17 protein-coding genes are annotated in these 21,295 nt (G+C 71.0%); 10 read left to right on the top strand and 7 right to left on the bottom strand.

From position 1 onward, the window contains the following. Window positions 1-15: 15 nt before the first annotated feature. The 5 genes from P3L51_RS13855 to P3L51_RS13835 are packed head-to-tail and all read left to right on the top strand — an operon-like array spanning window position 16 to window position 5,207. Window positions 16-1,374, top strand: a complete 1,359-nt coding sequence (locus tag P3L51_RS13855; RefSeq protein ID WP_354605484.1) for an ABC transporter substrate-binding protein — start codon at window positions 16-18, stop codon at window positions 1,372-1,374. Beyond that, window positions 1,371-2,354: a carbohydrate ABC transporter permease gene (locus tag P3L51_RS13850; RefSeq protein WP_354605483.1), complete on the top strand. Its 984-nt coding sequence runs from the start codon at window positions 1,371-1,373 to the stop codon at window positions 2,352-2,354. Before P3L51_RS13855 ends, P3L51_RS13850 begins: the two co-directional genes overlap by 4 nt. Next, entirely contained in the window at window positions 2,351-3,268 is a 918-nt protein-coding gene (locus tag P3L51_RS13845) for a carbohydrate ABC transporter permease (protein WP_354605482.1), read from the top strand. The genes P3L51_RS13850 and P3L51_RS13845 overlap by 4 nt, the downstream gene beginning before the upstream one ends. Beyond that, window positions 3,265-4,254: a zinc-dependent alcohol dehydrogenase family protein gene (locus tag P3L51_RS13840; protein ID WP_354605481.1), complete on the top strand. Its 990-nt coding sequence runs from the start codon at window positions 3,265-3,267 to the stop codon at window positions 4,252-4,254. Before P3L51_RS13845 ends, P3L51_RS13840 begins: the two co-directional genes overlap by 4 nt. Further along, window positions 4,251-5,207, top strand: a complete 957-nt coding sequence (locus P3L51_RS13835) for a PfkB family carbohydrate kinase (protein ID WP_354605480.1) — start codon at window positions 4,251-4,253, stop codon at window positions 5,205-5,207. The genes P3L51_RS13840 and P3L51_RS13835 overlap by 4 nt, the downstream gene beginning before the upstream one ends. A 76-nt stretch (window positions 5,208-5,283) precedes the next feature. Here P3L51_RS13835 and P3L51_RS13830 read toward each other — a convergent pair whose 3' ends face one another. The 4 genes from P3L51_RS13830 to P3L51_RS13815 form a co-directional block, all read right to left on the bottom strand. Then, window positions 5,284-6,639 carry a GH1 family beta-glucosidase gene (locus tag P3L51_RS13830; protein WP_354605479.1) on the bottom strand — a complete coding sequence of 452 codons (1,356 nt, stop codon included), beginning with the start codon at window positions 6,637-6,639 and terminating at the stop codon, window positions 5,284-5,286. Window positions 6,640-6,701: 62 nt separating this feature from the next. Then, a complete protein-coding gene (locus P3L51_RS13825) occupies window positions 6,702-7,568 on the bottom strand; it encodes a carbohydrate ABC transporter permease (protein WP_354605478.1) in 867 nt (288 codons plus the stop codon). Then, window positions 7,558-8,568, bottom strand: coding sequence for a carbohydrate ABC transporter permease (locus P3L51_RS13820; protein WP_354605477.1), 1,011 nt, complete (start codon window positions 8,566-8,568; stop codon window positions 7,558-7,560). The genes P3L51_RS13825 and P3L51_RS13820 overlap by 11 nt, the downstream gene beginning before the upstream one ends. 10 nt (window positions 8,569-8,578) lie before the next feature. Continuing rightward, window positions 8,579-9,895 carry an ABC transporter substrate-binding protein gene (locus P3L51_RS13815; RefSeq protein ID WP_354605476.1) on the bottom strand — a complete coding sequence of 439 codons (1,317 nt, stop codon included), beginning with the start codon at window positions 9,893-9,895 and terminating at the stop codon, window positions 8,579-8,581. A 139-nt stretch (window positions 9,896-10,034) separates the two neighbouring features. On the opposite strand from P3L51_RS13815, the gene P3L51_RS13810 reads away from it, so the two are divergent. Next, a complete protein-coding gene (locus P3L51_RS13810) occupies window positions 10,035-11,354 on the top strand; it encodes an ROK family transcriptional regulator (protein ID WP_354605475.1) in 1,320 nt (439 codons plus the stop codon). A gap of 106 nt (window positions 11,355-11,460) precedes the next feature. On the opposite strand, the gene P3L51_RS13805 is transcribed toward P3L51_RS13810, so the two are convergent. Both P3L51_RS13805 and P3L51_RS13800 read right to left on the bottom strand, forming a co-directional pair. Beyond that, window positions 11,461-12,606: a LacI family DNA-binding transcriptional regulator gene (locus P3L51_RS13805; RefSeq protein WP_354605474.1), complete on the bottom strand. Its 1,146-nt coding sequence runs from the start codon at window positions 12,604-12,606 to the stop codon at window positions 11,461-11,463. Between the two features lie 16 nt (window positions 12,607-12,622). Next, entirely contained in the window at window positions 12,623-15,199 is a 2,577-nt protein-coding gene (locus tag P3L51_RS13800; RefSeq protein WP_354605473.1) for a glycoside hydrolase family 3 C-terminal domain-containing protein, read from the bottom strand. A gap of 233 nt (window positions 15,200-15,432) precedes the next feature. Here P3L51_RS13800 and P3L51_RS13795 point away from each other — a divergent pair, with 233 nt between their 5' ends. Further along, on the top strand, window positions 15,433-16,716 hold the full coding sequence (locus tag P3L51_RS13795) for a peptidoglycan DD-metalloendopeptidase family protein (protein WP_354605472.1): 1,284 nt from the start codon (window positions 15,433-15,435) through the stop codon (window positions 16,714-16,716). Here P3L51_RS13795 and P3L51_RS13790 read toward each other — a convergent pair. After that, a complete protein-coding gene (locus tag P3L51_RS13790) occupies window positions 16,597-17,727 on the bottom strand; it encodes a DMT family transporter (protein WP_354605471.1) in 1,131 nt (376 codons plus the stop codon). The two genes, P3L51_RS13795 and P3L51_RS13790, sit on opposite strands and share 120 nt — an antisense overlap. A 224-nt stretch (window positions 17,728-17,951) precedes the next feature. On the opposite strand from P3L51_RS13790, the gene P3L51_RS13785 reads away from it, so the two are divergent. The 3 genes from P3L51_RS13785 to glgC all read left to right on the top strand — a co-directional run bounded on the left by P3L51_RS13785 (window position 17,952) and on the right by glgC (window position 21,233). Continuing rightward, window positions 17,952-18,695 carry a (2Fe-2S)-binding protein gene (locus P3L51_RS13785; protein ID WP_354605470.1) on the top strand — a complete coding sequence of 248 codons (744 nt, stop codon included), beginning with the start codon at window positions 17,952-17,954 and terminating at the stop codon, window positions 18,693-18,695. Between the two features lie 55 nt (window positions 18,696-18,750). Next, window positions 18,751-19,932: a glycogen synthase gene (gene glgA / locus P3L51_RS13780; protein ID WP_354605488.1), complete on the top strand. Its 1,182-nt coding sequence runs from the start codon at window positions 18,751-18,753 to the stop codon at window positions 19,930-19,932. An 83-nt stretch (window positions 19,933-20,015) separates the two neighbouring features. After that, entirely contained in the window at window positions 20,016-21,233 is a 1,218-nt protein-coding gene (glgC, locus tag P3L51_RS13775) for a glucose-1-phosphate adenylyltransferase (RefSeq protein ID WP_354605469.1), read from the top strand. The last annotated feature ends 62 nt before the right edge of the window (window positions 21,234-21,295 follow it).

Genomic DNA, 21,295 nt, shown 5'->3' with positions numbered 1-21,295 from the left:
GATCAGGAGATTCTCATGCCCCTCCAGCAGCGACGACGTGGAATAGGCGTACGTGTGGGCGCGGGAGCGGCCTTGACGGCACTCCTCGCCGGGTGCAGCGGCGCGGGAGGCACCGCCTCCGACGGCGGTGACACCATCAACGTACTGATGGTCAACAACCCGCAGATGGTCGAACTCCAGAAGCTGACCGCCGCGAACTTCACCAAGGACACCGGCATCAAGGTCAACTTCTCGGTGCTGCCGGAGAACGACGTACGCGACAAGATCAGCCAGGACTTCTCCAACCAGGCCGGCCAGTACGACGTCGCGACCATCAGCAACTTCGAGGTGCCCTTCTTCGCGAAGAACGGCTGGCTGCACACGCTCGACGAGTACGCGCAGAAGGACAAGGCGTTCGACCAGGGCGACATCCTCAAGCCGCTCCAGGAGTCGCTGACGGCCGAGGACGGCAAGCTCTACGGTCAGCCGTTCTACGGCGAGTCCTCCTTCCTGATGTACCGCAAGGACGTCTTCGCGAAGGAGAAGCTGGAGATGCCCGACAACCCCACCTGGCAGGAGGTCGCCGATCTCGCCGCGAAGACCGACGGCGCCGAGAAGGGCATGAAGGGGATCTGTCTGCGCGGTCTGCCGGGCTGGGGCGAGGTCATCGCCCCGCTCACGACCGTCGTCAACACCATGGGCGGCACCTGGTTCACCGAGGACTGGAAGGCGCAGCTGACCTCTCCCGAGTTCAAGAAGGCCACCAAGTTCTACGTCGACCTGGTGCGTGAGCACGGCGAGGCGGGTGCCCCGCAGGCCGGCTACGCCGAGTGCCTCAACAACATGACGCAGGGCAAGACGTCCATGTGGTACGACGCCACGGCGGGCGCCGGCTCGCTGGAGGCCAAGGACTCCCCGGTCAAGGGCAAGATCGGCTACGTGCCGGCGCCCGTCGACAAAACGGACAGCTCCGGCTGGCTCTACACCTGGGCCTGGGGCATGCAGAAGGCGTCCAAGAACACCGAGAGCGCCTGGAAGTTCATCTCCTGGGCGTCCAGCAAGGAGTACGAGGAGCTCGTCGGCAAGGAGATCGGCTGGGCCAACGTCCCGGCGGGCAAGCGCGCTTCGACCTACATGAACGCCGAGTACCGCAAGGAGGCCGCCGCGTTCGCCGACGTCACGTCGGAGGCGATCTCCAGTGCCAACCCGCGTGACCCCGGCACCCAGCCCCGTCCGACCGTCGGCATCCAGTTCGTCGGCATCCCCGAGTTCACCGACCTCGGCACGAAGGTCTCCCAGGAGATCAGCGAGGCCATCGCCGGCCGCCAGTCGGTCGACGAGGCCCTCGAAGCCTCGCAGAAGCTGGCCGAGAAGGTAGCCGAGGAGTACCGGTGAGCACTTCTGTCAGCGACGCGCCGGCGGCCCCGCCGGACTCGTCCCCACCGGCAAAGTCCCGCCCCCCGGCGGGACCCCGGTCCGGCCGGGCCCGCGCCTGGGCCACCCGGGCCCCCCTGCTGCCGGCTCTTATCTTCCTGATCGCCGTCACCCAACTCCCGTTCGTGGCAACGCTGTTCATCTCGTTGTTCGACTGGAACTCGCTCAACCCGGATGCCCGGAGCTTCTCCGGACTCGCCAACTACGGCTCCGTGTTCACCGACGCGGACCTGCGTGAGTCGGTCATCACGACGATGCTGCTCACCGCGACCGTGGTGATCGCCAGCGTCGTGTTCGGACTGCTGCTCGCGCTGCTGCTCGACCGCAAGTTCATGGGCCGCGGCCTGGTCCGTACGCTGCTCATCACACCGTTCCTGCTGGTGCCCGTCTCGGCCGCGCTGCTGTGGAAGCACGTGCTCTACAACCCCGAGTACGGCTTGCTGAACGGTGGTTGGGCCTGGTTCACCGGACTGTTCGGCGTGGAGAACGCGTCGCAGCCCGACTGGATCTCGGACATGCCGCTGCTCGCCGTCGAGGCGTCACTCGTCTGGCAGTGGACGCCGTTCATGATGCTCATCCTGCTGGCCGGGCTCCAGAGCAGGCCCATCGACATGATGGAGGCAGCGCGCCTGGACGGCGCGAACGCCTGGCAGATGTTCGCCTTCCTGACCCTGCCGCATCTGCGCCGCTACCTCGAACTCGGTGTCCTGCTCGGCTCGATCTACATCGTGCAGAACTTCGACGCCGTGTTCACCATCACGGCGGGCGGACTCGGCACCGCCAACCTCCCGTACACCATCTACCAGACCTTCTACCAGGCTCACGAGTACGGACTGGCCTCCGCGGCAGGCGTGGTCGTCGTGATCGGCACCATCGTGATCGCGACCTTCGCCCTGCGCGTCGTCTCGTCCCTCTTCAGTGAGGAGGCGAAGCGCGCATGAGCACACTCTCCGCACCGAAGACCGACGGCGCCCCCGCCAAGGCGGCCAAGCCCGTACAGCACCAGGACAAGTACGGCCCCGAGGCCCGGCGCGCCAAGCGGCGGTCCACCGCGCTCGGTCTGCTGGCCTGGGTGGTCGGGATCGTCTTCTGCTTCCCCGCGCTGTGGATGTTCCTCACCTCCCTGCACTCGGAGTCGGACGCGGCGACCAACCCGCCGTCCCTCACCGCGCCGCTCACCTTCGACAACTACAGCTCGTTCTTCGGCACCGACGGCGGGGCGAGCCCCTGGCCGCCGCTCATCAACTCGGTGACGGCGTCCCTGTTCTCGACCCTGTTCGTCCTCGTGCTGGCGCTGCCGGCGGCGTACGCGCTGTCCATCAAGCCCGTCCGTAAATGGACGGACGTGATGTTCTTCTTCCTCTCCACGAAGATGCTGCCGGTCGTCGCCGGACTGCTGCCGGTGTATCTCTTCGCCAAGAACGTGGGGATGCTCGACAACATCTGGCTGCTCGTCATCCTCTACACCTCGATGAATCTGCCGATCGCGGTCTGGATGATGCAGTCCTTCCTCGCGGACGTGCCGGTCTCCATCATCGAGGCCGCGCAGGTGGACGGCGCCCGCCTGCCCACCGTCCTGATCCGGGTGGTGGCGCCCGTCGCCGCGCCCGGCATCGCGGCCACGGCGCTGATCTGCTTCATCTTCAGCTGGAACGAGCTGCTCTTCGCCCGGGTTCTCACCGGCGTGACAGCGCAGACAGCGCCCGTCTTCCTGACCGGATTCGTCACCAGCCAGGGCCTCTTCCTCGCCCAGCTGTGCGCCGCTTCCGTCGTCGTGTCACTGCCGGTGCTCGCCGCCGGCTTCGCCGCCCAGGACAAGCTCGTCCAGGGCCTTTCTCTTGGAGCCGTCAAATGAGGGCAGCGATCGTCGAAGCCCCCGGCAAGGTGACCGTCACCACGGTCCCCGACCCGACCCCGGGCCCGCGCGACGTCGTCGTGTCCGTCGCTTCCTGCGGCATCTGTGGCACCGATCTGCACATCCTCCAGGGCGAGTTCGCGCCGACCCTGCCGATCCTGCCCGGCCACGAGTTCGCCGGCGAGGTCGTGGGTATCGGTTCCGAGGTCACGGAGCTGGTGGTGGGCGACAAGGTCGCCGTCGACCCGTCCCTGCACTGTCACGAGTGCCGCTACTGCCGGGCCGGTCGCGGCAACCTCTGCGACCGGTGGAACGCGATCGGGGTCACCGTCCCCGGTGGCGCCGCCGAGTTCGCCGTGGCGCCCGTGGCCAACTGCGTCAAGCTGCCCGACCATGTGGACGTACGGGACGCGGCGCTCATCGAGCCGCTGTCCTGTGCCGTACGCGGCTACGACGTGCTGAGCAGCACGCTCGGCGCCGAGGTGCTGATCTACGGCTCGGGCACGATGGGCCTGATGATGCTGGAGCTGGCCAAGCGCACCGGCGCCGCGGGCGTCGACGTGCTGGACATCAACCCCGAGCGCCTGGCCACCGCGTCCAAGCTCGGCTGTTCCCGGGCGGGCGCCTCGGCCGAGGAGTTCGAGCGGCCCGGCGGCTGGGACGTCGTCATCGACGCGACCGGCAACGCCGGCGCCATCCAGGACGGCCTCGGCCGGGTGGCCAAGGGTGGAACGTTTCTTCAGTTCGGGGTCTCCGACTACGCGACGACCGCGGTCATCGAGCCGTACAAGATCTACAACCAGGAGATCACCATCACCGGCTCGATGGCTGTGCTGCACAGCTACGAGCGGGCCGCCGCGCTGTTCGCCACCGGGGTCCTGGACCCCGCGGTGTTCATCAGCGACCGGCTGCCGCTGGAGCAGTACCCGCAGGCCATCGAGCGGTTCAAGGCGGGACAGGGCCGCAAGATCGTGGTGGAGCCGTGACCGACGCTCCCGGCGCGGCACCGGACCCCGTACCGGGGCCCGGCGCCGTCCTGGTGCTGGGTGAGGCGCTGATCGACCTGGTGCCCACGGCCGACGACGCGGAGGCGCACCTGGCCCAGCCCGGCGGCGCCCCCGCGAACGTGGCCACCGGACTGGCCCGGCTGGCCACGCCGAGCTGGTTCGCCGGCGCCCTCGGGAACGACGGGTTCGCCCGGTCGATCGAGCGGCGGCTGGTCTCGGCGGGGGTCGAACTCGGCCTCTGCGCCCGGCCGGACCTCCCCACGGCGCTGGCCGTCGCCGACCCGGGCCCCGAGGGCACCGGCTACCACTTCCACCTCCAGTCCACGGCCACCTTCCAACTGCCCGGACGCACGGACGTCGAGCGCTTCGCCGCCGTGTACGTGGGCGGCCTCGCCGCCGTCGTCGAGCCCGCGGCCTCGGCCGTGGCGGCGACGGCGCGGGCGGCGGCGGCCGGGAGTCCGCTGCTGGTGGTGGACCCGAACGTGCGCGAGGACCGCACGCTCGACGCGGAGAGCGGGCGGCGTCAGCTGCGCGAACTGTGCGAGCTGGGACAGGTCGTCAAGGCCAGTGACGAGGACCTGGCGCGGCTGTGGCCGGACTCGACACCGGACGAGACCTGCCGCAGGCTCGCCGCCGGTGGCCGGCTGGTCGTGCTGACCAGGGGATCGCGGGGGAGTACGGCCTATTCGCGGGGCTCCGCCGAGCCGGTGTCCGTACCCGCCGAGCCGGTCGAGGTGGTCAACACCATCGGCGCGGGTGACGCCTTCATGGCGGCCGTGATCACCTGGCTGGTCTCGCGCGGTGCCCACACCGGCCACGTACCGGAGTTCACCCCCGAGCTGCTCCGGGACATGCTGGGCTTCGCCTCACGGGTGGCGGCCTCCGTGGTCGCCCAGGCGGGCACCGAGCCGTCACTTCCGGCACCGGTCTGACGCTCCGTCGGATCGGCGCGGCGAAACCTGTCCCCGGCAGCGGTATCGACCGCTGCCGGGGACAAGTGCGTCCGCCTCAGGCGGCTTTGCGGTCCCGGTCCGCCAACTGCCGGATGATCTCGGCGTACCGGTGCCCGCTCGACTTGATCGTCCGCCGCTGCGACGCGTAGTCGACATGGACGAGGCCGAATCGCTTGTCGTAGCCGTAGGCCCATTCGAAGTTGTCCAGCAGCGACCACGCGAAGTACCCGGCGAGCGGCACCCCCTTGCGTACGGCCCGCGCGCAGGCCTCCAGGTGCTCCTCCAGATAGCGGGTGCGCTCCGGGTCGTCGACCGTGCCGTCGTCCCGCAGGACGTCCGGGTAGGCCGACCCGTTCTCGGTGACGTAGAGGCGCTGCGCGCCGTACTCCCCGGTGAGCCGCAGCAGCAGCTCCTCCAGGCCGTCCGCGTGCACCTCCCAGTCCATCGCGGTGTGGCGTACGCCGGGCAGATAGACCTGCTTGGCGTACGGCGCGGGCCCGGCCGGGTCGTCGGCGACGACCTGGCGGAAGTAGTAGTTCAGCCCCAGCCAGTCCAGCGGCGCGGCGATGGTCTCCAGATCACCGGGGCGCTCCGGCAGCTCCACCCCGTACAGGTCGAGCATGTCCTGCGGGTAGCCGCGGCCGTGGATCGGGTCGAGCCACCAGCGGTTGATGTGGCCGTCGGCCCGTACGGCCGCCGCCCGGTCCGCCTCGCGGTCGGTGGCCGCCTCGATCGGGCTGAGGTTGTTGACGATGCCGATCCGGGCGTCGGAGGAGGCCGCGCGGATGGCCTGGACGGCGAGTCCGTGACCGAGGTGCAGATGGTACGAGGCGTGCACGGCGGCCTTGAGGTCGGTGAGCCCCGGCGCCATCCGGCCTTCCAGATGGCCGATCCACGCCGAGCACAGCGGCTCGTTGAGGGTCGCCCAGTCCTTCACGCGGTCGCCCAGGCGCTCGGCGACGACGGAGGCGTAGGCGGCGAAGTGCTCGGCCGTCTCGCGGGCCGGCCAGCCGCCGCGGTCCTGGAGCGTCTGCGGGAGGTCCCAGTGGTAGAGCGTGGCGAAGGGGGTGATGCCCGCCTCCAGCAGGCTGTCCACCAGCCGGTCGTAGAAGCCGATCCCGGCCTCGTTGACCGGTCCGTCGCCGCCGGGCACCACGCGCGGCCAGGCCAGCGAGAAGCGGTACGAGCCGGCCCCGAGGCGCTTCATCAGGGCGATGTCCTCGGGCACCCGGTGGTAGTGGTCGCAGGCGATGTCCCCGGTGTCACCGTTGTCGACGGCGCCGGGGGTGTGGGAGAAGGTGTCCCAGATCGAGGGTGAGCGGCCGTCTTCCGCGACGGCGCCCTCGATCTGGTAGGCGGCGGTGGCGACGCCCCAGACGAAATCGTGGGGGAGGGCGTTGAGGTCGTTCACTGACTGCCTTTCCGGAGAGGGCACTTGGGGAACGGGCTGACGATGTATCACCTGACGATGCGTCACTTGACCGCTCCCGCCGTCAGACCGGCCACCAGGTAGCGCTGGAGGAGCAGGAATCCGGCGACGACGGGGACGCTGACGACGAGCGAGGCGGCCATGATCTGGTTCCAGTACACGTCGTTCTGGGTGGCGTAGCCCTGGAGACCGACGGCGAGCGTGCGGGTCTCGTCGTTCGTCATCACGGACGCGAAGAGCACTTCTCCCCAGGCTGTCATGAACGCGTAGACGGAGACGGCCACGATGCCCGGGATCGCGGCCGGCACGACCACCCGGAACAGGGCGCCGAACGGGCCGCAGCCGTCGACCATCGCCGCCTCGTCCAGATCCCTCGGGATGGAGTCGAAGTACCCGATCAGCATCCAGATGGAGAAGGGCAGCGAGAAGGTCAGATAGGTGAGGATGAGCCCGCCCCTGGACCCGTACAGGGCGACGCCCGTGCTGTTGCCGATGTTGACGAAGATCAGGAACAGCGGGAGCAGGAAGAGGATGCCCGGGAACATCTGCGTGGAGAGCACCGTGACGGTGAAGACGCGCTTGCCCTTGAACCGGTAGCGGCTCACGGCGTACGCGGAGAACACCGCGATCGTCACCGACAGCACGGTCGCCGCGCCCGCCACCATCAGCGAGTTCATGAAGTAGTGCGCGAGCGGGACGGTGTCCCAGATGTCGAAGTACGGGCGGATCGTGATCTCGGACGGGATCCACTGGAACTTGCCCGTCACATCCTCCAGCGGCTTCAGCGAGCTGCTGACCATCACATAGACGGGCAGCAGGGCGAAAGCGGTGAGGAACGCCAGGATGATCCGGCGGGTCCAGAGGAAGGACGGGGGAATTCTTACCACGCCGGCCTGGGGTTTACGCGTCACCGGAGCCCTTCCTTCCGCGCGAGGTGGCCACCAGATAGACCGCCGTCACCAGCAGCAGGAAGAGCAGCAGCAGGACGGACATCGCGGAGCCCGTACCGAAGTTCCAGGTGACGAACGACGACTGGTAGATATGGATCGAGATGAGGTCGGCCGCCTCGGGCGCCGAGTCGCCGAACAGGACGTACGGCGTGTTGAAGTCGTTGAACGTCCACAGGAACAGCACCAGCACCAGCACCTGGTTGACCGGCCGCAGCGACGGCAGGGTGATCTTGCGGATCTGCTGCCAGATGCCCGCGCCGTCGATGGACGCCGCCTCGTACAGCTCGCGCGGGATGTTCTGGAGCCCCGCCATCAGCATGAGGAAGGCGAACGGCCAGGACTTCCAGACGGCCACCACGACGAGCGCGATGAAGCTGTTGTCGCCGATCAGCCAGAAGGACGGCTCGTCGGTGAGGCCGAGCTGGTCGTGCAGGACGTGGTTGATCATGCCGTTGTCCCGCTGGAACATGAACGCCCAGGTGATGACGGCGGCGTACACCGGCAGGGCGTACGGCGTGAGGAAGATGGCCCGCAGCAGACCCCGGCCGCGGAAGTTCTCCTGGAGCATGATCGCCGCGGCCATGCCGAACAGCCAGGACAGGCCGACCGTGATGACCGTGAAGACACAGGTGACGTAGAACGAGTGGAGCAGCGCCTCGCCGAGCGGGGCGTCGAAGTCGACGGCGATCTTGTAGTTGTCGAGCGCCCGCCACGGCGCCTTGTCCCAGTTGTTGATGTAGAACTGCGTCAGTTCGCGGAAGCTCATGACGATCCCGATCACCATCGGGACGATGTGCACGAGCAGTTCGAGCAGGACGGCCGGGAGCAGCAGCAGGTAGGGCAGCCCGCCGTGGCGGATCCGGTCGGGGATACGCGGCAGACGTCGCCGCCGCGCACCCCCGTCGCCCTGGTCCGCACCGCTGCCCGACGTGGCGACGGGGGGAGTCACGGTGGACGTCATGGGCGGTGCCTCACTGCTGCATCTGCTGTTGGGCCTTGTCCAGCCGCTTCTTGACGGATTCGGTCGTCACGGGGGTCCCTGAGGCGGCGTCCGCCCACAGGTCCTTCACGGCGGTGCCGACGGCGGTCTCGAACTGCGACTCCTCGGGCACCTGGGGGAGCGGCGCGGCGCTGCCCGCGAGCGTGTCCCGCAGAACCTTCAGGTCCGGCGCGGCGAACGCCGGGTCGGCCTGGGCCGCGGCGACGGGCGGGATGGAGCCGTAGGTCTTGTTGAGGAGCTTCTGCTCGGCGTCGCTCGTCATGAACTTGACGAACTTCTTGGCGCCGTCGACGTTCTTGGTGTTCTTGAAGACGGCGATGTTGATGCCGGCGACCATGGAGTTCACCTGCTTGTCGGCGCCGGGCGCGCCGGACGGCACGGGCACCGGCGCCGCGCCCCAGTCCTCGGGCTTCATGCCCTGGGAGGCGAACGTCGAGGCGGCGGCCTGCCACAGCACCATCGCCGTCTTGCCCTTGGCGAAGTCGGTCAGCGACTGGTTCTGGGCGTACTCCGCGTTGCCCGGCGCGATGATCTTGTCCTTGGCCATGAAGTCGACGTACTGCTTCACCGCGGCCACCGCGCCGTCGGTGGTGAACGTCGGCTTGCCCGACGCGTCGAAGAAGTCCGCGCCGTGCTGTTGGCCGAGCGCGAAGACCTGGTGGATGTTGTTCGACAGGTTGCCACCCTCGGCGCCCAGCGCCCACTTGCCGTCCTTGGACAGCTTCTTGCCGTCGGCGACCAACTCGTCCCAGGTGGCGGGCGGTCCGTCGATCCCGGCGTCCGCGAACATCTGCTTGTTGTAATAGAGCGCGTACGCGAGCGAGTACAGCGGTACGGCCGCCGGAGGCTGCCCCTCCGCGCCGGCCGAGGCGACCGCCGAGCCGACGAAGCGGTCCCGGCCGCCTATCGCCTCGAAGTTCTTGTCGTCCCACGGCAGCAGCGCGCCGGTCGCCTGGAGCGAGGCCGACCAGGTGTTGCCGATGTTCAGTACGTCGGGGCCCTGCCCGGAGGTGGTGGCGGCCAGGATCCGGGTGAGCAGGTCGGACCACGGCACCACTTCGAGCTTGACCTTGATCCCGGTCTCCTTCTCGAACTTCTTCAGCTCGGGAGTGAGGATCTTCTTGTCGGCCTCGATGTTGGGGCCCTGGTTGGACGCCCAGTAGGTGAGCGTCTTCGGTGAGTCGTTGCTGCCGCCCTCGTCGCCGGACGTACCGCCGCCGCATCCGGTGACGGTGGCGGCGAGGGCGGTGGCGAGGGTGACGATTGCTGCGGCTCTGACGGTGTGCATGGACGGCCCCTTTCCGGGGTGGCCGCGTTCGAGAGTCGAACGCGGCCTCACGGCTTAATTTATGTCGTGATTTAAGAGGTGAGGGAAGGTCGCGTCAAGGTCTGGGACCGGGGTATGTTCCCTGCTGGGAAGGAGCACCATGGCCGAACGGGACAGAAGAACAGTGCGTGACCTGCGCAGGGGCAACCGGGCGAGGGTGTTGCAACGGTTGTATTTCGACGGTCCCCTGAGCCGTCAGGAGCTCGGTCCCGCCACCGGACTGAGTTCAGGTTCCATCAGCAACGTCGTCACCGAACTCGCCGCCGAACGCCTCCTGGAGGAGGCCGGAGTGGTCGACTCCGACGGCGGCCGGCCCCGCACGCTGCTGCGCGTCGCCCCCGGCGGCGCGCTCCTCATCGGCATCGACATCGGGGAGACCCGCGTCCGCGTCGAACTCTTCGACCTGTCCCTGACCGAACTCGCCCGCACCGAAAGGCTGCTGGCCCAGCACGGCCACGACGTCGAACGCATCGTCGCGCACGTGCGCACCGGCGTCGCCCACGTCCTGCGGGACGCCGGGGCCGACCCGCGCGAACTCCTCGGCATCGGCGTCGGCGTTCCCGGCATCATCGAGCGCGGCGGCCCGGACGGCGCGGTCGTGCACGGGCAGACCATGGGCTGGGCCGCCGTGCCCTTCGAGAAACTGCTGCGCGCCGCCGTCGACGTACCCGCCCAGGTCCCGATCTTCATCGACAACGGCGCCAAGACGCTGGGCCAGGCCGAGATGTGGTTCGGCGGCGGCCGGGGCGCCGGAACCGCGGCGATCGCGCTCATCGGCTCCGGGGTCGGTGCCAGCGTGATTCACGGTGGCGAAGGCGGCACGCTCGACGAGAACCACCGAAGCAGCGCCCTCGAATGGGGCCACACCACCGTGCAGATGCGCGGTCGCCGCTGCCGCTGCGGCTCCATCGGCTGTCTGGAGGCGTACGCGGGCGCCGAGGCGATGCGCGAACGCTGGCAGGAGGCGGGAGGGCCGCTGCCCGCCGACGCGGACGACGAGACCGCCCTCGCGGCCCTGCTGGCCGCCGCCTTCCCGCCGCCCGGCGGACCCGCGCCCGACCCGGTCGCCGTGGCACTGCTCGACGAGACGGCGGAATGCCTCGGCGCGGCCGTCGCCGACCTGATCAACCTGTTCCTGCCCGAACGGGTACTGCTCGGCGGCTGGGCCGGCCTCCAGATCGGCCCGCACCTGCTGCCGGACATCCGCCGCTACGCCCGCGAGTACGCGCTGAAGCACACCGCGGCGCGGGCGACCGTCGAGATGGGACGCCTGGGCCCCGACGCGGTCACGGTCGGCGCGGCGACGCTGCCGCTGTCCGACTTCCTGGCCCGCGGCGGCGCCCGCCCCATGCCACCGGCGGCCCCGACGAGCGCCCAGGGCCAAGGCCCCCCACCGCGCTGGGCGCCCAGCGCGACATAGCCGGCCCCGTTCGGCCCGTGGGGCGTTCGAGGACCGGCCCGTGTGGTGCCCGCCGGGTGGGCGACATCGGCCCGTCCGGCCATCGAGGACGGACCCGGCCGGTCCGTCAGGCCGAGGCGCGAAGGACCAGCGTGGGTTCGAAGATGACCGACGTCACCGGGCGTTCGGGCCGGGACAGCCGGTCCAGCAGCAGCCGCGCCATCTCCGCCGCCATGTCCTCCACGGGCTGCCGCACCGTCGTCAGCGGCGGGCGGCAGGCGGCTGCCGCGCGGCTGTCGTCGAAGCCGATCACCGCGACGTCGTCCGGCACCCGCCGCCCGCGCTCGCGCAGCACCTGGCAGGCGCCCACGGCCATCAGGTCGTTCGCCGCGAACACCCCGTCCAGGTCGGGGTGTTCGGCGAGCAGCCGCTCCATGGCCGTCGCGCCGCTCTCCTCGGTGAACTCGCCCCCGGCGACGGGGATGTACGGATGGCCGCGCCGGGCCATCGTGTCCCGGAAGCCGGCCAGTCTGTCCTGTCCCGCCGGTACGTCGAGCGGCCCCGCGATCGTGGCGATCCGGCGGCAGCCGCGGGCGAGCAGACGCTCGGCGGCCAGCCGGGCGCCGTCCTGGTGGGCGAGGTCGACGTAGCTGATCCGTACCGGACGGGCGGGGCGCGCGTACAGCACGGCGGGGAGACCGGCGTCCGTGATCAGCGCGGGCAGCGGGTCCTCGGCGTGCGTCGAGACGACCAGGGCCCCGTCGGCACTGCCCTGACGGAGGTACGACACCACCTCGTCCCGCGCGCGCGAGGTCTCGGCGAACATCAGCACCGGGTGAATCCCGCGCGGGCGCAGGAAGTTGACGACACCCGTCACCACCCGGCCGAAGAACGGGTCGGCGAAGACCTCGGTCATGAAGGACCCCACGCCGCCGTCGAATCCGGCGCCCGGCCGGCCGGCGTCGCGGCTCCCGCCCGCCGGGTCGGCGGCGGACGCGGCGGATCCCGCCGTCGCGGCGACCGGCGGCGGATCGTCCCCGGCGCCCGACACCACCAGGGCGATCGAGTCGGCCTTGCGGGTGACCAGTGAGCGGGCGGCGCGGTTCGGCGTGTACCCGGTGACGGCCACCGCGTCCCGTACGGCCGCCTGGATCACCGGGTCGACATTGCGCACGCCGTTGATGACACGGGAGACGGTGGCGCGCGAGACCCCGGCCGCCTTGGCGACGTCCTCCAGCGTGGGCGCGCCGACCGCTCGTGAATCCTCCGTCATGAGCGCATTTATAGCATCAGCGGAGAGCGCTCTCCATCCACGGACCGCCGGTGAGCGGCCCCGTCGCCGTCACGGTGAGTGCCGTGCGCAGCGGCAGCTCTCCCGCCGAGGAACCCGCCAGGAGCGTGAACTCGCCCGGCTCCGTCTCCCAGCGTCGACGCTCCGTCGACCAGTGCGACAGCGCCCGTGCCGCGAGCCGTACCGTCGCCACGGCCTCCTCGCCGGGTCCGGCCTCCACCGCCGCGTAACCCGCGAGTGCCCGCACCGGCCGGTCGACCGCCGTGTCCGTCCGGGCGACGTAGACCTGGACGACCTCACGGCCCCGGCGCGGGCCGGAGTTGCGCAGCCGTACGCGTACCTCGACGCCCGCGTCGGGCCCGCCCGCCACGGTGGCGGGTGCCTCCAGCCCCTCGTACGTCCACGAGGTGTAGCCGAGCCCGTGTCCGAACCAGTACGCGGGCCGCGCACCCGCGCGCAGCCACGCGCGGTGGCCGATGTGGACGCCCTCCTCATAAGGAAGACGGCCGTCGCGCGGGCGCGTGTCGAGCACGGGGACGTCCTCCTGGGCCAGCGCCCAGGTCGTCGGCAGCCGCCCGCCGGGCTCGGCGCGGCCGAACAGCACGTCGGCCAGGCCGTGTCCGGCCTCCTGGCCGGGGAACCAGGCGAGCAGCAGCGCGGGTACGTCGAGATGCCAGGGCAGCGCGACCGGGCCGCCCGAGTTCACCAGCACCACCGTGCGCGGGTTGGCGCGGGCCACCGCCCGTACGAGCGCGTCCTGCCCGTCGGGCAGCGCCAGCGACTCGCGGTCGCGGCCCTCGGACTCGCTCTCCTCCGTTGTGCCCACCACGACGACGGCGACATCGGCGGCCCGCGCGGCGGCCACGGCGGCGGCGAGGGCCGTCGGCGCGTCCCCGGGCGGAGGGGCGGCGGCCAGCAGCGTCGCGATACCCGTTCCGGGGGCCAGCCGCCGCCGCGCGACCACCTCCGACTCCACGCCCTCGGTCAACTCGGCCTCCACGCACCGGTAGGGCGGCGAGACATGTACGCGGGTCGGGTCGTCGCTGTCGAGCGGGAACTCCCCGGACAGCAGCGTCCGGCCGTCCACGGACAGGGAGATGAGCCCCCAGCCGCCCACCCCCAGCGTCCAACTGCCGCTCTCCGTGGGCCGGAAGAGAGCGCGGATCTCCACGGTGACGGCGCCCGCGACGCGGGCCGGTTCCACGATGCGGCCCGACAACCGGTGTTCGGCGTGCAGTTCGGCGCCTTCGGCGTCCAGCAGCCGTACGAGAACGCCCGGTTCGCCGTCGCGCGGATCACGCGTCCAGGCCGGGTCGAGCGGGCGCGGCCGGGTGTGGGGAGGCAGGCCGGACGTGTACGTGACCCCGGCCGGCCCGCCCGGGCTTCCCGCGGCCTCGCCCAGCGCCGCCTCGATCCCCTCCAGCGGTGTCACCACGGACGAGGGGAACACCTCGGCGCTGCCGCCCCCCTGGATCCGGACGGCCGCGGCGTGCGGGCCGATGACGGCGACGCGGCCCAGCCGCGCCGCGTCCAGCGGCAGTACGTCCCCCTCGTTGCGCAGCAGGACCGTACCGGCGGCGACGGCCCGCCGCAGCAGCGTCCGACGGCCGGTGGGCGGGGTCGGCGGCCGCCGGTCCGGGGGCGGTTCGCCCAGCGCGCCCACCCGCCGGGCGAGCCGCAGCAGGCGCCGTACCTTGTCGTCGATCCGCGCCTCGTCGACCAGCCCCGCCGTCACGGCGTCCAGCAGCCCGGCCGCCCAGGGGCTCTCCGGGCCCGGCATGGCGAGGTCCTGGCCCGAGCGCGCGGTGCCGAGCAGCGAACGGACGGCCCCCCAGTCGGAGACGACCAGCCCGTCGAAGCCCCAGCCGCCGTGGAGCGGCCCGCTCTCCCGCGGCGCCCGGTCTCCCCGCCGCGCCGGGTCTTCCTCCCACGCCCGGTCTCCCTTCAGCGGCCACCGGAGGAGCGGACTCGCCGACATCGTCACGCCGTTGACCTTGTTGTACGCGGACATCACCGCCCAGACACCGGCGTCCACCGCCGCCTCGAACGGCGCCAGATACAGCTCGCGCAACGTCCGTTCGGCCACGCCCACATCGACGTGCAGCCGGTCGGTCTCCGCGTCGTTGGCCACGAAGTGCTTGGCCGTGGCCGCCACCCCGCCCTCCTGCACACCCGTGACGAAGGCGACGCCCGTGCGCGCGGTCAGCAGCGGATCCTCGGAGAAGCACTCGAAGTGCCGCCCGCCCAGCGGCGACCGGTGCAGATTCAGGGTGGGCGCGAGCAGCACCTGGACGCCCTTGCGGCGCGCCTCGGCGGCGAGCAGCCCGCCCAGCTCGCGGACCAACTCCTCGTCCCAGGAGGCCGCGAGAGCGGTCGGCGACGGCAGGACGAGAGAGGTCCGCCGCTCGTCCCAGGCCTCACCGCGCACCCCGGCCGGTCCGTCGGACATCGTGAGAGCACGCAGCCCGACGGCCGGTTCCTCGTACGTACGCCAGTTGCTGGCGCCCGTCAGCAGACGGACCTTCTGCCCGATGTCGAGCTTCTCCAGCAGTCGTTCGGTCTCGTCCTCGGCCATACTGCCCCCTTCAATCCTGTTGGAGAGCGCTCTCCCGTCGACTCGCCCCAGACTCGCCGGACGGTGCGGGACCTGTCAATGCCGGCCTGTGGGCTGCGGCGACGCACAGCGGGCGCACGCGTGTCGCGCGGGCTCCGGAAGTGAGCCCTTGTCATTGCACATGCGACTGCCCTAAGTTGACCGATTGCGACGTGTCCCAGACGTCCTTACCTGCCAGTGGGGGAGCCGAGATCATGGCCGCAACCGGTCGCCACCGCAGATACCAGCCGAGCCGCATCAACCGCGCGTCGCTCACCGTCACGGCGGGCGGCGCGGGCATCGCTCTGCCACTCATCGGGGCGGGCACGGTCAGTGCCGCCCCCGTGAACACGTGGGAGAAGGTCGCCGCCTGCGAGTCCACGAACAACTGGCAGATCAACACCGGCAACGGCTACTTCGGCGGGCTGCAGTTCAGCCAGTCCACCTGGGAGGCGTTCGGCGGCGGCCAGTACGCGGCGCGCGCCGACCTCGCCACCAAGGACCAGCAGATCGCCATCGCCGAGAAGGTCCTCAAGGGACAGGGGCCCCAGGCGTGGCCGCACTGCTCGGTCAAGGCCGGCCTCACGCGCGGCGGCGACGCCCCCGACGTGTCACCGGCCAAGGCGCGCGACACCAAGGACACCCGTGACTCCGCGTCCGCGCGCAAGGCGGGCGACACGGCGCAGGGCGCCCCCCGGAGCGATCCGAAGAAGGCCGCCTCGCCCACGTCCGTGCCGACCGAGCGCGAGGGCTACACCGTGGCGGGAGGCGACTCGCTCTCCGGCATCGCCGCCTCCCAGGAGATGCGGGGTGGCTGGCAGCGGCTGTACGAGGAGAACCGCCGGGTCATCGGCAGCGACCCCGATCTGATCTTCCCCGGGCAGAAGCTCGTCCTGCATGTCTCCGCCCCGGCGAAGGACAAGCCGGCCGCCGAGGCGCCCGCCCCTCCCAAGAAGGAGGAGGCGAAGAAGCCCGCCGCGAAGGCGCAGCCCTCCAAGCAGGCCGAGAAGCCCAGGGCGAAGCCGCAGGCGGAGAAGCCGAAGGAACAGCCCAAGCAGCAGGTCTCGAAGCCCCAGGCGGAGAAGCCGAAGCAGTCGTCCGGCTTCAGCGCCCCGGTCAGCGCGGGCACCGGCACCCCGTACCGCAAGGCCGGATCCTGGGCCAGCGGCTACCACACCGGCGTCGACTTCCCCGTCCCCACCGGCACGTCGGTGAAGGCCGTGGCGGGCGGCACGGTCGTGTCTGCGGGCTGGGAGGGCAGTTACGGCTACCAGGTCGTCATCCGGCACGGCGACGGCAAGTACAGCCAGTACGCGCACCTGTCCGCACTCACTGTGCGTGACGGTCAGAAGGTGAACGCGGGCCAGCGCATCGCCCGGTCAGGATCGACCGGAAACAGCACGGGACCGCACCTCCACTTCGAGATGCGAACGGGCCCCGGCTACGGCTCCGACATCGACCCCGTCTCCTACCTCAGGGCGGGCGGAGTCCGCATCTGACCGGACGGTCCGCCGCAGGATGTGGCGCCTGTGCTCCGGCCGGTGAGACCCCTTGCACGTGGTCAGGTGCCAGGCCGGGCGGGCGGAGGAGGCGTGGTGGTGCGCGGCCGTGGAGCCCGCCGGCCCGTGGCCGGGGCCGGGGATCGTCGCGCGCTCGACGGGCTCCTTGACGGCACCGGCCGTCTGCGCGGCCAGGCGCTCCGTCGTCAGGAGGACCAGTCCGCCCGCCGTCACCACACCGAAGCCGAGGGCGAGCAGCCCGCCCGTCAGGCCGTACCGGAATCCCTCACCGAAGAGGGTGAGGCCGACCGCGGCGGCGACCACCGGATTCACGACCGTGACCGTGGCCAGCGGAGCGGCGAGCCCCGCGCCTCGGTAGGAGGCCTGCGAGAGCAGCAGACCGGACGCGGCCAGGATCGCGATGACCAGCAGGCTCGGCACCTGACCGGCGAACGTGCCGTCGGCCCAGTCGACGGCGACGGTCTTGGTGAACACCGAGGCGATACCGAAGGCGACACCGGCCGACGCGGCCAGCAGCACACTGCGCACGGCCGGACGGTGCACGGCCTGCGCGATCAGGAACAGCAGCGCCACCACGCCGACAGCGGCGCCGGCCACCACCATGCGTTCGCCCGAGCCCAGCGAGCGGGAACCGGCCGAGCCGGTCAGCGCGAGCAGTCCGGCCAGTCCGAGCGTCGCCAGGAGCGCGCCGCGCCAGGCGGCGGCACCCGCCCTGCGGTGGACGAAGACGGCCGCCATCGGCAGCGCGAAGACGATCGTCAGTGCGCCGAGAGGCTGTACGAGGCTCAGCGGGCCGTACGCCAGCGCGACGACGTGCAACAGCGCGCCGACCCCGTTCAACGCCACAGCGGCCCACCACACGCCGTGGTGCAGGGGCGCGTAGGGCCGGGTGGGCGTATCTGCCGCGACGCGCTCCTGAAGGATCGCCCCGGCCGCGTAGGCGACCGCGGAGACCAGTGACAGCAGCACGGACAGCGCGAGTGCACTCATATATCCACGATCTCTCGCCAGGTGCGATTAGTCGTCGTCCTGAAGACGGCATTACGACGTACTGCTGTAGTAGTACATCCGGCGAGCCCGAGTCATTCCCCTGGCGGTATCCCCCGCCTCCGGGTGGAGGCGGGGGTCTGCACCCGGAGGCGGTCCGGGCACGTACCGCCACCGTCGGACGTTACGGACAGTGACGTTCGTCGCCGATCGAAGAGGGAGGGCGGATGGATCTCGCGGAGGTCGGATCCGTGGGCGGGTTCTTCGCACTGCGGACGCGGGCGGTCGGAGGGCTCACGGACCCGGGGGCGCACGGCGGCGCGTACATCCCGTTCGCGGAGATCTACGCGGGCGACATCGCGCCGCTGTCGGCGCGCGTCGACACCGTCGCCGGGAAGCTCGGCGCGCCCGAGCGCCGGGTCGCCGCCTCCGTCGCGCAGCTGGGGCTCGCCGCCCGGCTCTGGTCGGTCGCACTGGGCTCGGCCGCGCTGCACGGCGAGGTCCCGGACCTGGACCCCGCGCGCCTGTACTGGAACCCCCACCGCACCTCGCCCGACGATCTCCGGCTGCCCGACCCACGCGCCTTCCCGACCACCGGCACCGCAGAAGCCGACCTCGCCGAGGCGGTCCGCGAGGTGGTCCAGTACGGCCACCTCGTCCCCCTGGCGGCGGCTCTGCGCGCCGACGGCGCCGTCTCGCCACGCCTGTTGTGGGGCAACGCCGGCTCCGCACTCGCCGGGGCCGTACGCGAACTGGGCGTCTGGAGCCGCCGCGCCGGACGGCCCGAGGTGGGCGAGCGGGCCGACGCCATCGGCGCGGCGCTCCTCACCCACCCCGACCTGCGCACCACCGGCGTATCAAGGGACGGATCATTCCGGCGCCGTAGCTGCTGCCTCTACTACCGTTGCCCGTCGGGCGGCCTCTGCGGGGACTGCGTATTCGACCGGCCACCGCCACGCCCTTCCGCATGAGAGGTTTCCGGGTGACCATGACATGGCTGAGATCGTCGGGCGACGGGGGTATGGCGTGAAGGTCGGTCTGCTGACCCGGGAGTACCCGCCGGACGTGTACGGAGGCGCGGGCGTCCATGTGGAGTTCCTGGCCCGCGAGCTGCGCGAGCTGACCGACCTGCGCGTGCACTGCTGGGGCGAGGACGGCGGCAGCGCCGAGGAGCGCGCCCTGGGCGTCGTACGGCACCGGGCCGCCGCCGGACTCGAAGGCGCCAACGACGCGCTGCGCACCTTCTCCGTCGATCTCGCGATGGCCGCCGCCGTCGAAGGCAGCGACCTGGTGCACTCGCACACCTGGTACGCCGCGCTCGCCGGCCATGTCTCCAAGATGCTCTACGGCATTCCGCACGTGATGACCGCCCACTCGCTGGAGCCCCTGCGGCCCTGGAAGGCCGAGCAGCTCGGCGGCGGGTACGAGTTGTCCGGCTGGGCCGAGCGCTCCGCGATAGAGACCGCGGACGCCGTCGTCGCCGTCTCACGCGGCATGCGCGCCGACATCCTGAACTGCTACCCCTCGCTCGACCCGGACCGCGTGCGGGTGATCTACAACGGCATCGACACCCGCCTCTACCGCCCGGACCGCGACACCGACGTGCTGGCCCGGATCGGCATCGACCCCGACCGCCCCTTCGTGCTGTTCGTCGGCCGCATCACCCGGCAGAAGGGCGTCCCGCACCTGCTGCGCGCGGCCCGCGCCCTCGACCCCGAGGCACAGCTGGTGCTCTGCGCGGGCGCGCCCGACACACCGGAGATCGGCGCCGAGTTCCGCGAACTGGTGGACGAGCTGAGCGCCGGCCGCGACGGGGTGTTCTGGATCCCCGAGATGCTGCCGCGCCCCGAGGTGGTCCAACTGCTCAGCCACGCGGCCGTGTTCGTCTGCCCCTCCGTGTACGAACCGCTGGGCATCGTGAACCTGGAGGCGATGGCCTGCGGCACGGCGGTCGTCGCCTCGGCGGTCGGCGGCATCCCGGAGGTCGTCGACGACGGCAGTACGGGCCTGCTGGTGCCGTACGACGAGCGGCACCCCGAGAACTTCGAGACGGCCCTCACCGAGACGCTCAACCGGGTCCTGGACGATCCGGAGTCGGCGGCGGCGATGGGCGCGGCGGGACGGGACCGGGCGGTGCGCGAGTTCGGCTGGGACCGGGTGGCCCGGCGTACGTACGAGGTGTACGAGGAGCTGCTCAAGTCCCGTTAGCCGGGTAGATGGATCCGGACGATCCGTACCGGGTAGGTGGATGCGGACGGCCGGTATAGAGGGTCGCGAACAAAGGAGCGGCGATGCGCGGTGGACCTTCGGTGCTCGGGATCGTGCTGGCGGGCGGGGAAGGCAAGCGGCTGATGCCGCTGACGGCCGACCGCGCCAAACCGGCGGTGACCTTCGGCGGCACGTACCGCCTGGTCGACTTCGTCCTGTCGAATCTCGTCAACGGCGACATCATGCGCAACTGCGTGCTGACGCAGTACAAGTCGCATTCGCTGGACCGCCATGTGAGCACCACCTGGCGGATGTCCAGTCTGCTGGGCAACTACGTCACGCCGGTGCCCGCCCAGCAGCGGCTCGGACCGCGCTGGTATCTCGGCAGCGCGGACGCGATCCTCCAGTCCCTCAATCTCGTCCACGACGAACAGCCGGACTACATCGCGGTGTTCGGCGCCGACCACGTCTACCGCATGGACCCGCGGCAGATGCTGCAACGGCACATCGAGAGCGGCGCCGGGGTCACGGTCGCCGGCATCAGGGTGCCGCGCGCCGAGGCGTCGTCGTTCGGGATCATCACGCCGGGCCCGGACGGCACCCGTGTCGACCGGTTCCAGGAGAAGCCGTCCGACGTGCCGGGCCTGCCGGGCGACCCCGAGCACGTCTTCGCCTCGATGGGCAACTACCTCTTCACCACCAAGATCCTCGTGGACGCGCTGCACCGCGACGCCGAGGACGAGACCTCCGTCCATGACATGGGCGGCTCGATCCTGCCGATGCTCACCGAGCAGGGCATGGCCCAGGTCTACGACTTCGACGACAACCACGTGCCGGGCGAGACCCCGCGCGAACACGGCTACTGGCGCGACGTGGGCACGCTCGACTCCTACTACGACGCGCACATGGACCTGATCTCGCACCAGCCCGAGTTCAACCTCGACAACAGACGCTGGCCCATCTACACCCACGCCGGCCAGCTCCCGCCCGCGCGGTTCGTGGCGGGCGGTATCGCGAGCGAGTCGATCGTGGGCCCCGGCTGCGTCATCCGGGGCCAGGTGACCCGCTCCGTCCTGTCTCCCGGCGTGGTGATCGAGGAGGGTGCGGTGGTGCAGGGCTCGGTGCTCCACGACAACGTACGGGTGGGCCGCGGCGCGGTCGTACGCGGCTCGATCCTCGACAAGAACGTGGACGTCCCGCCCGGCGCCACGATCGGCGTCAATCCGGGGCGGGACGAGGAGCTGTACACGGTCTCGAAGAACGGCGTCATCGCGCTCGGCAAGGGCCAGGTCGTCATCTAGGGACCACTCGGTATGTCCTCGGGCGCCGGACAGGCCGCGTGAGCGGCTCGTCCGGCGCCCGA

The organism is Streptomyces panacea (assembly GCF_040560175.1).
Taxonomy (GTDB): domain Bacteria; phylum Actinomycetota; class Actinomycetes; order Streptomycetales; family Streptomycetaceae; genus Streptomyces; species Streptomyces panacea.
This window is presented reverse-complemented; position numbering and strand designations above follow the sequence as displayed.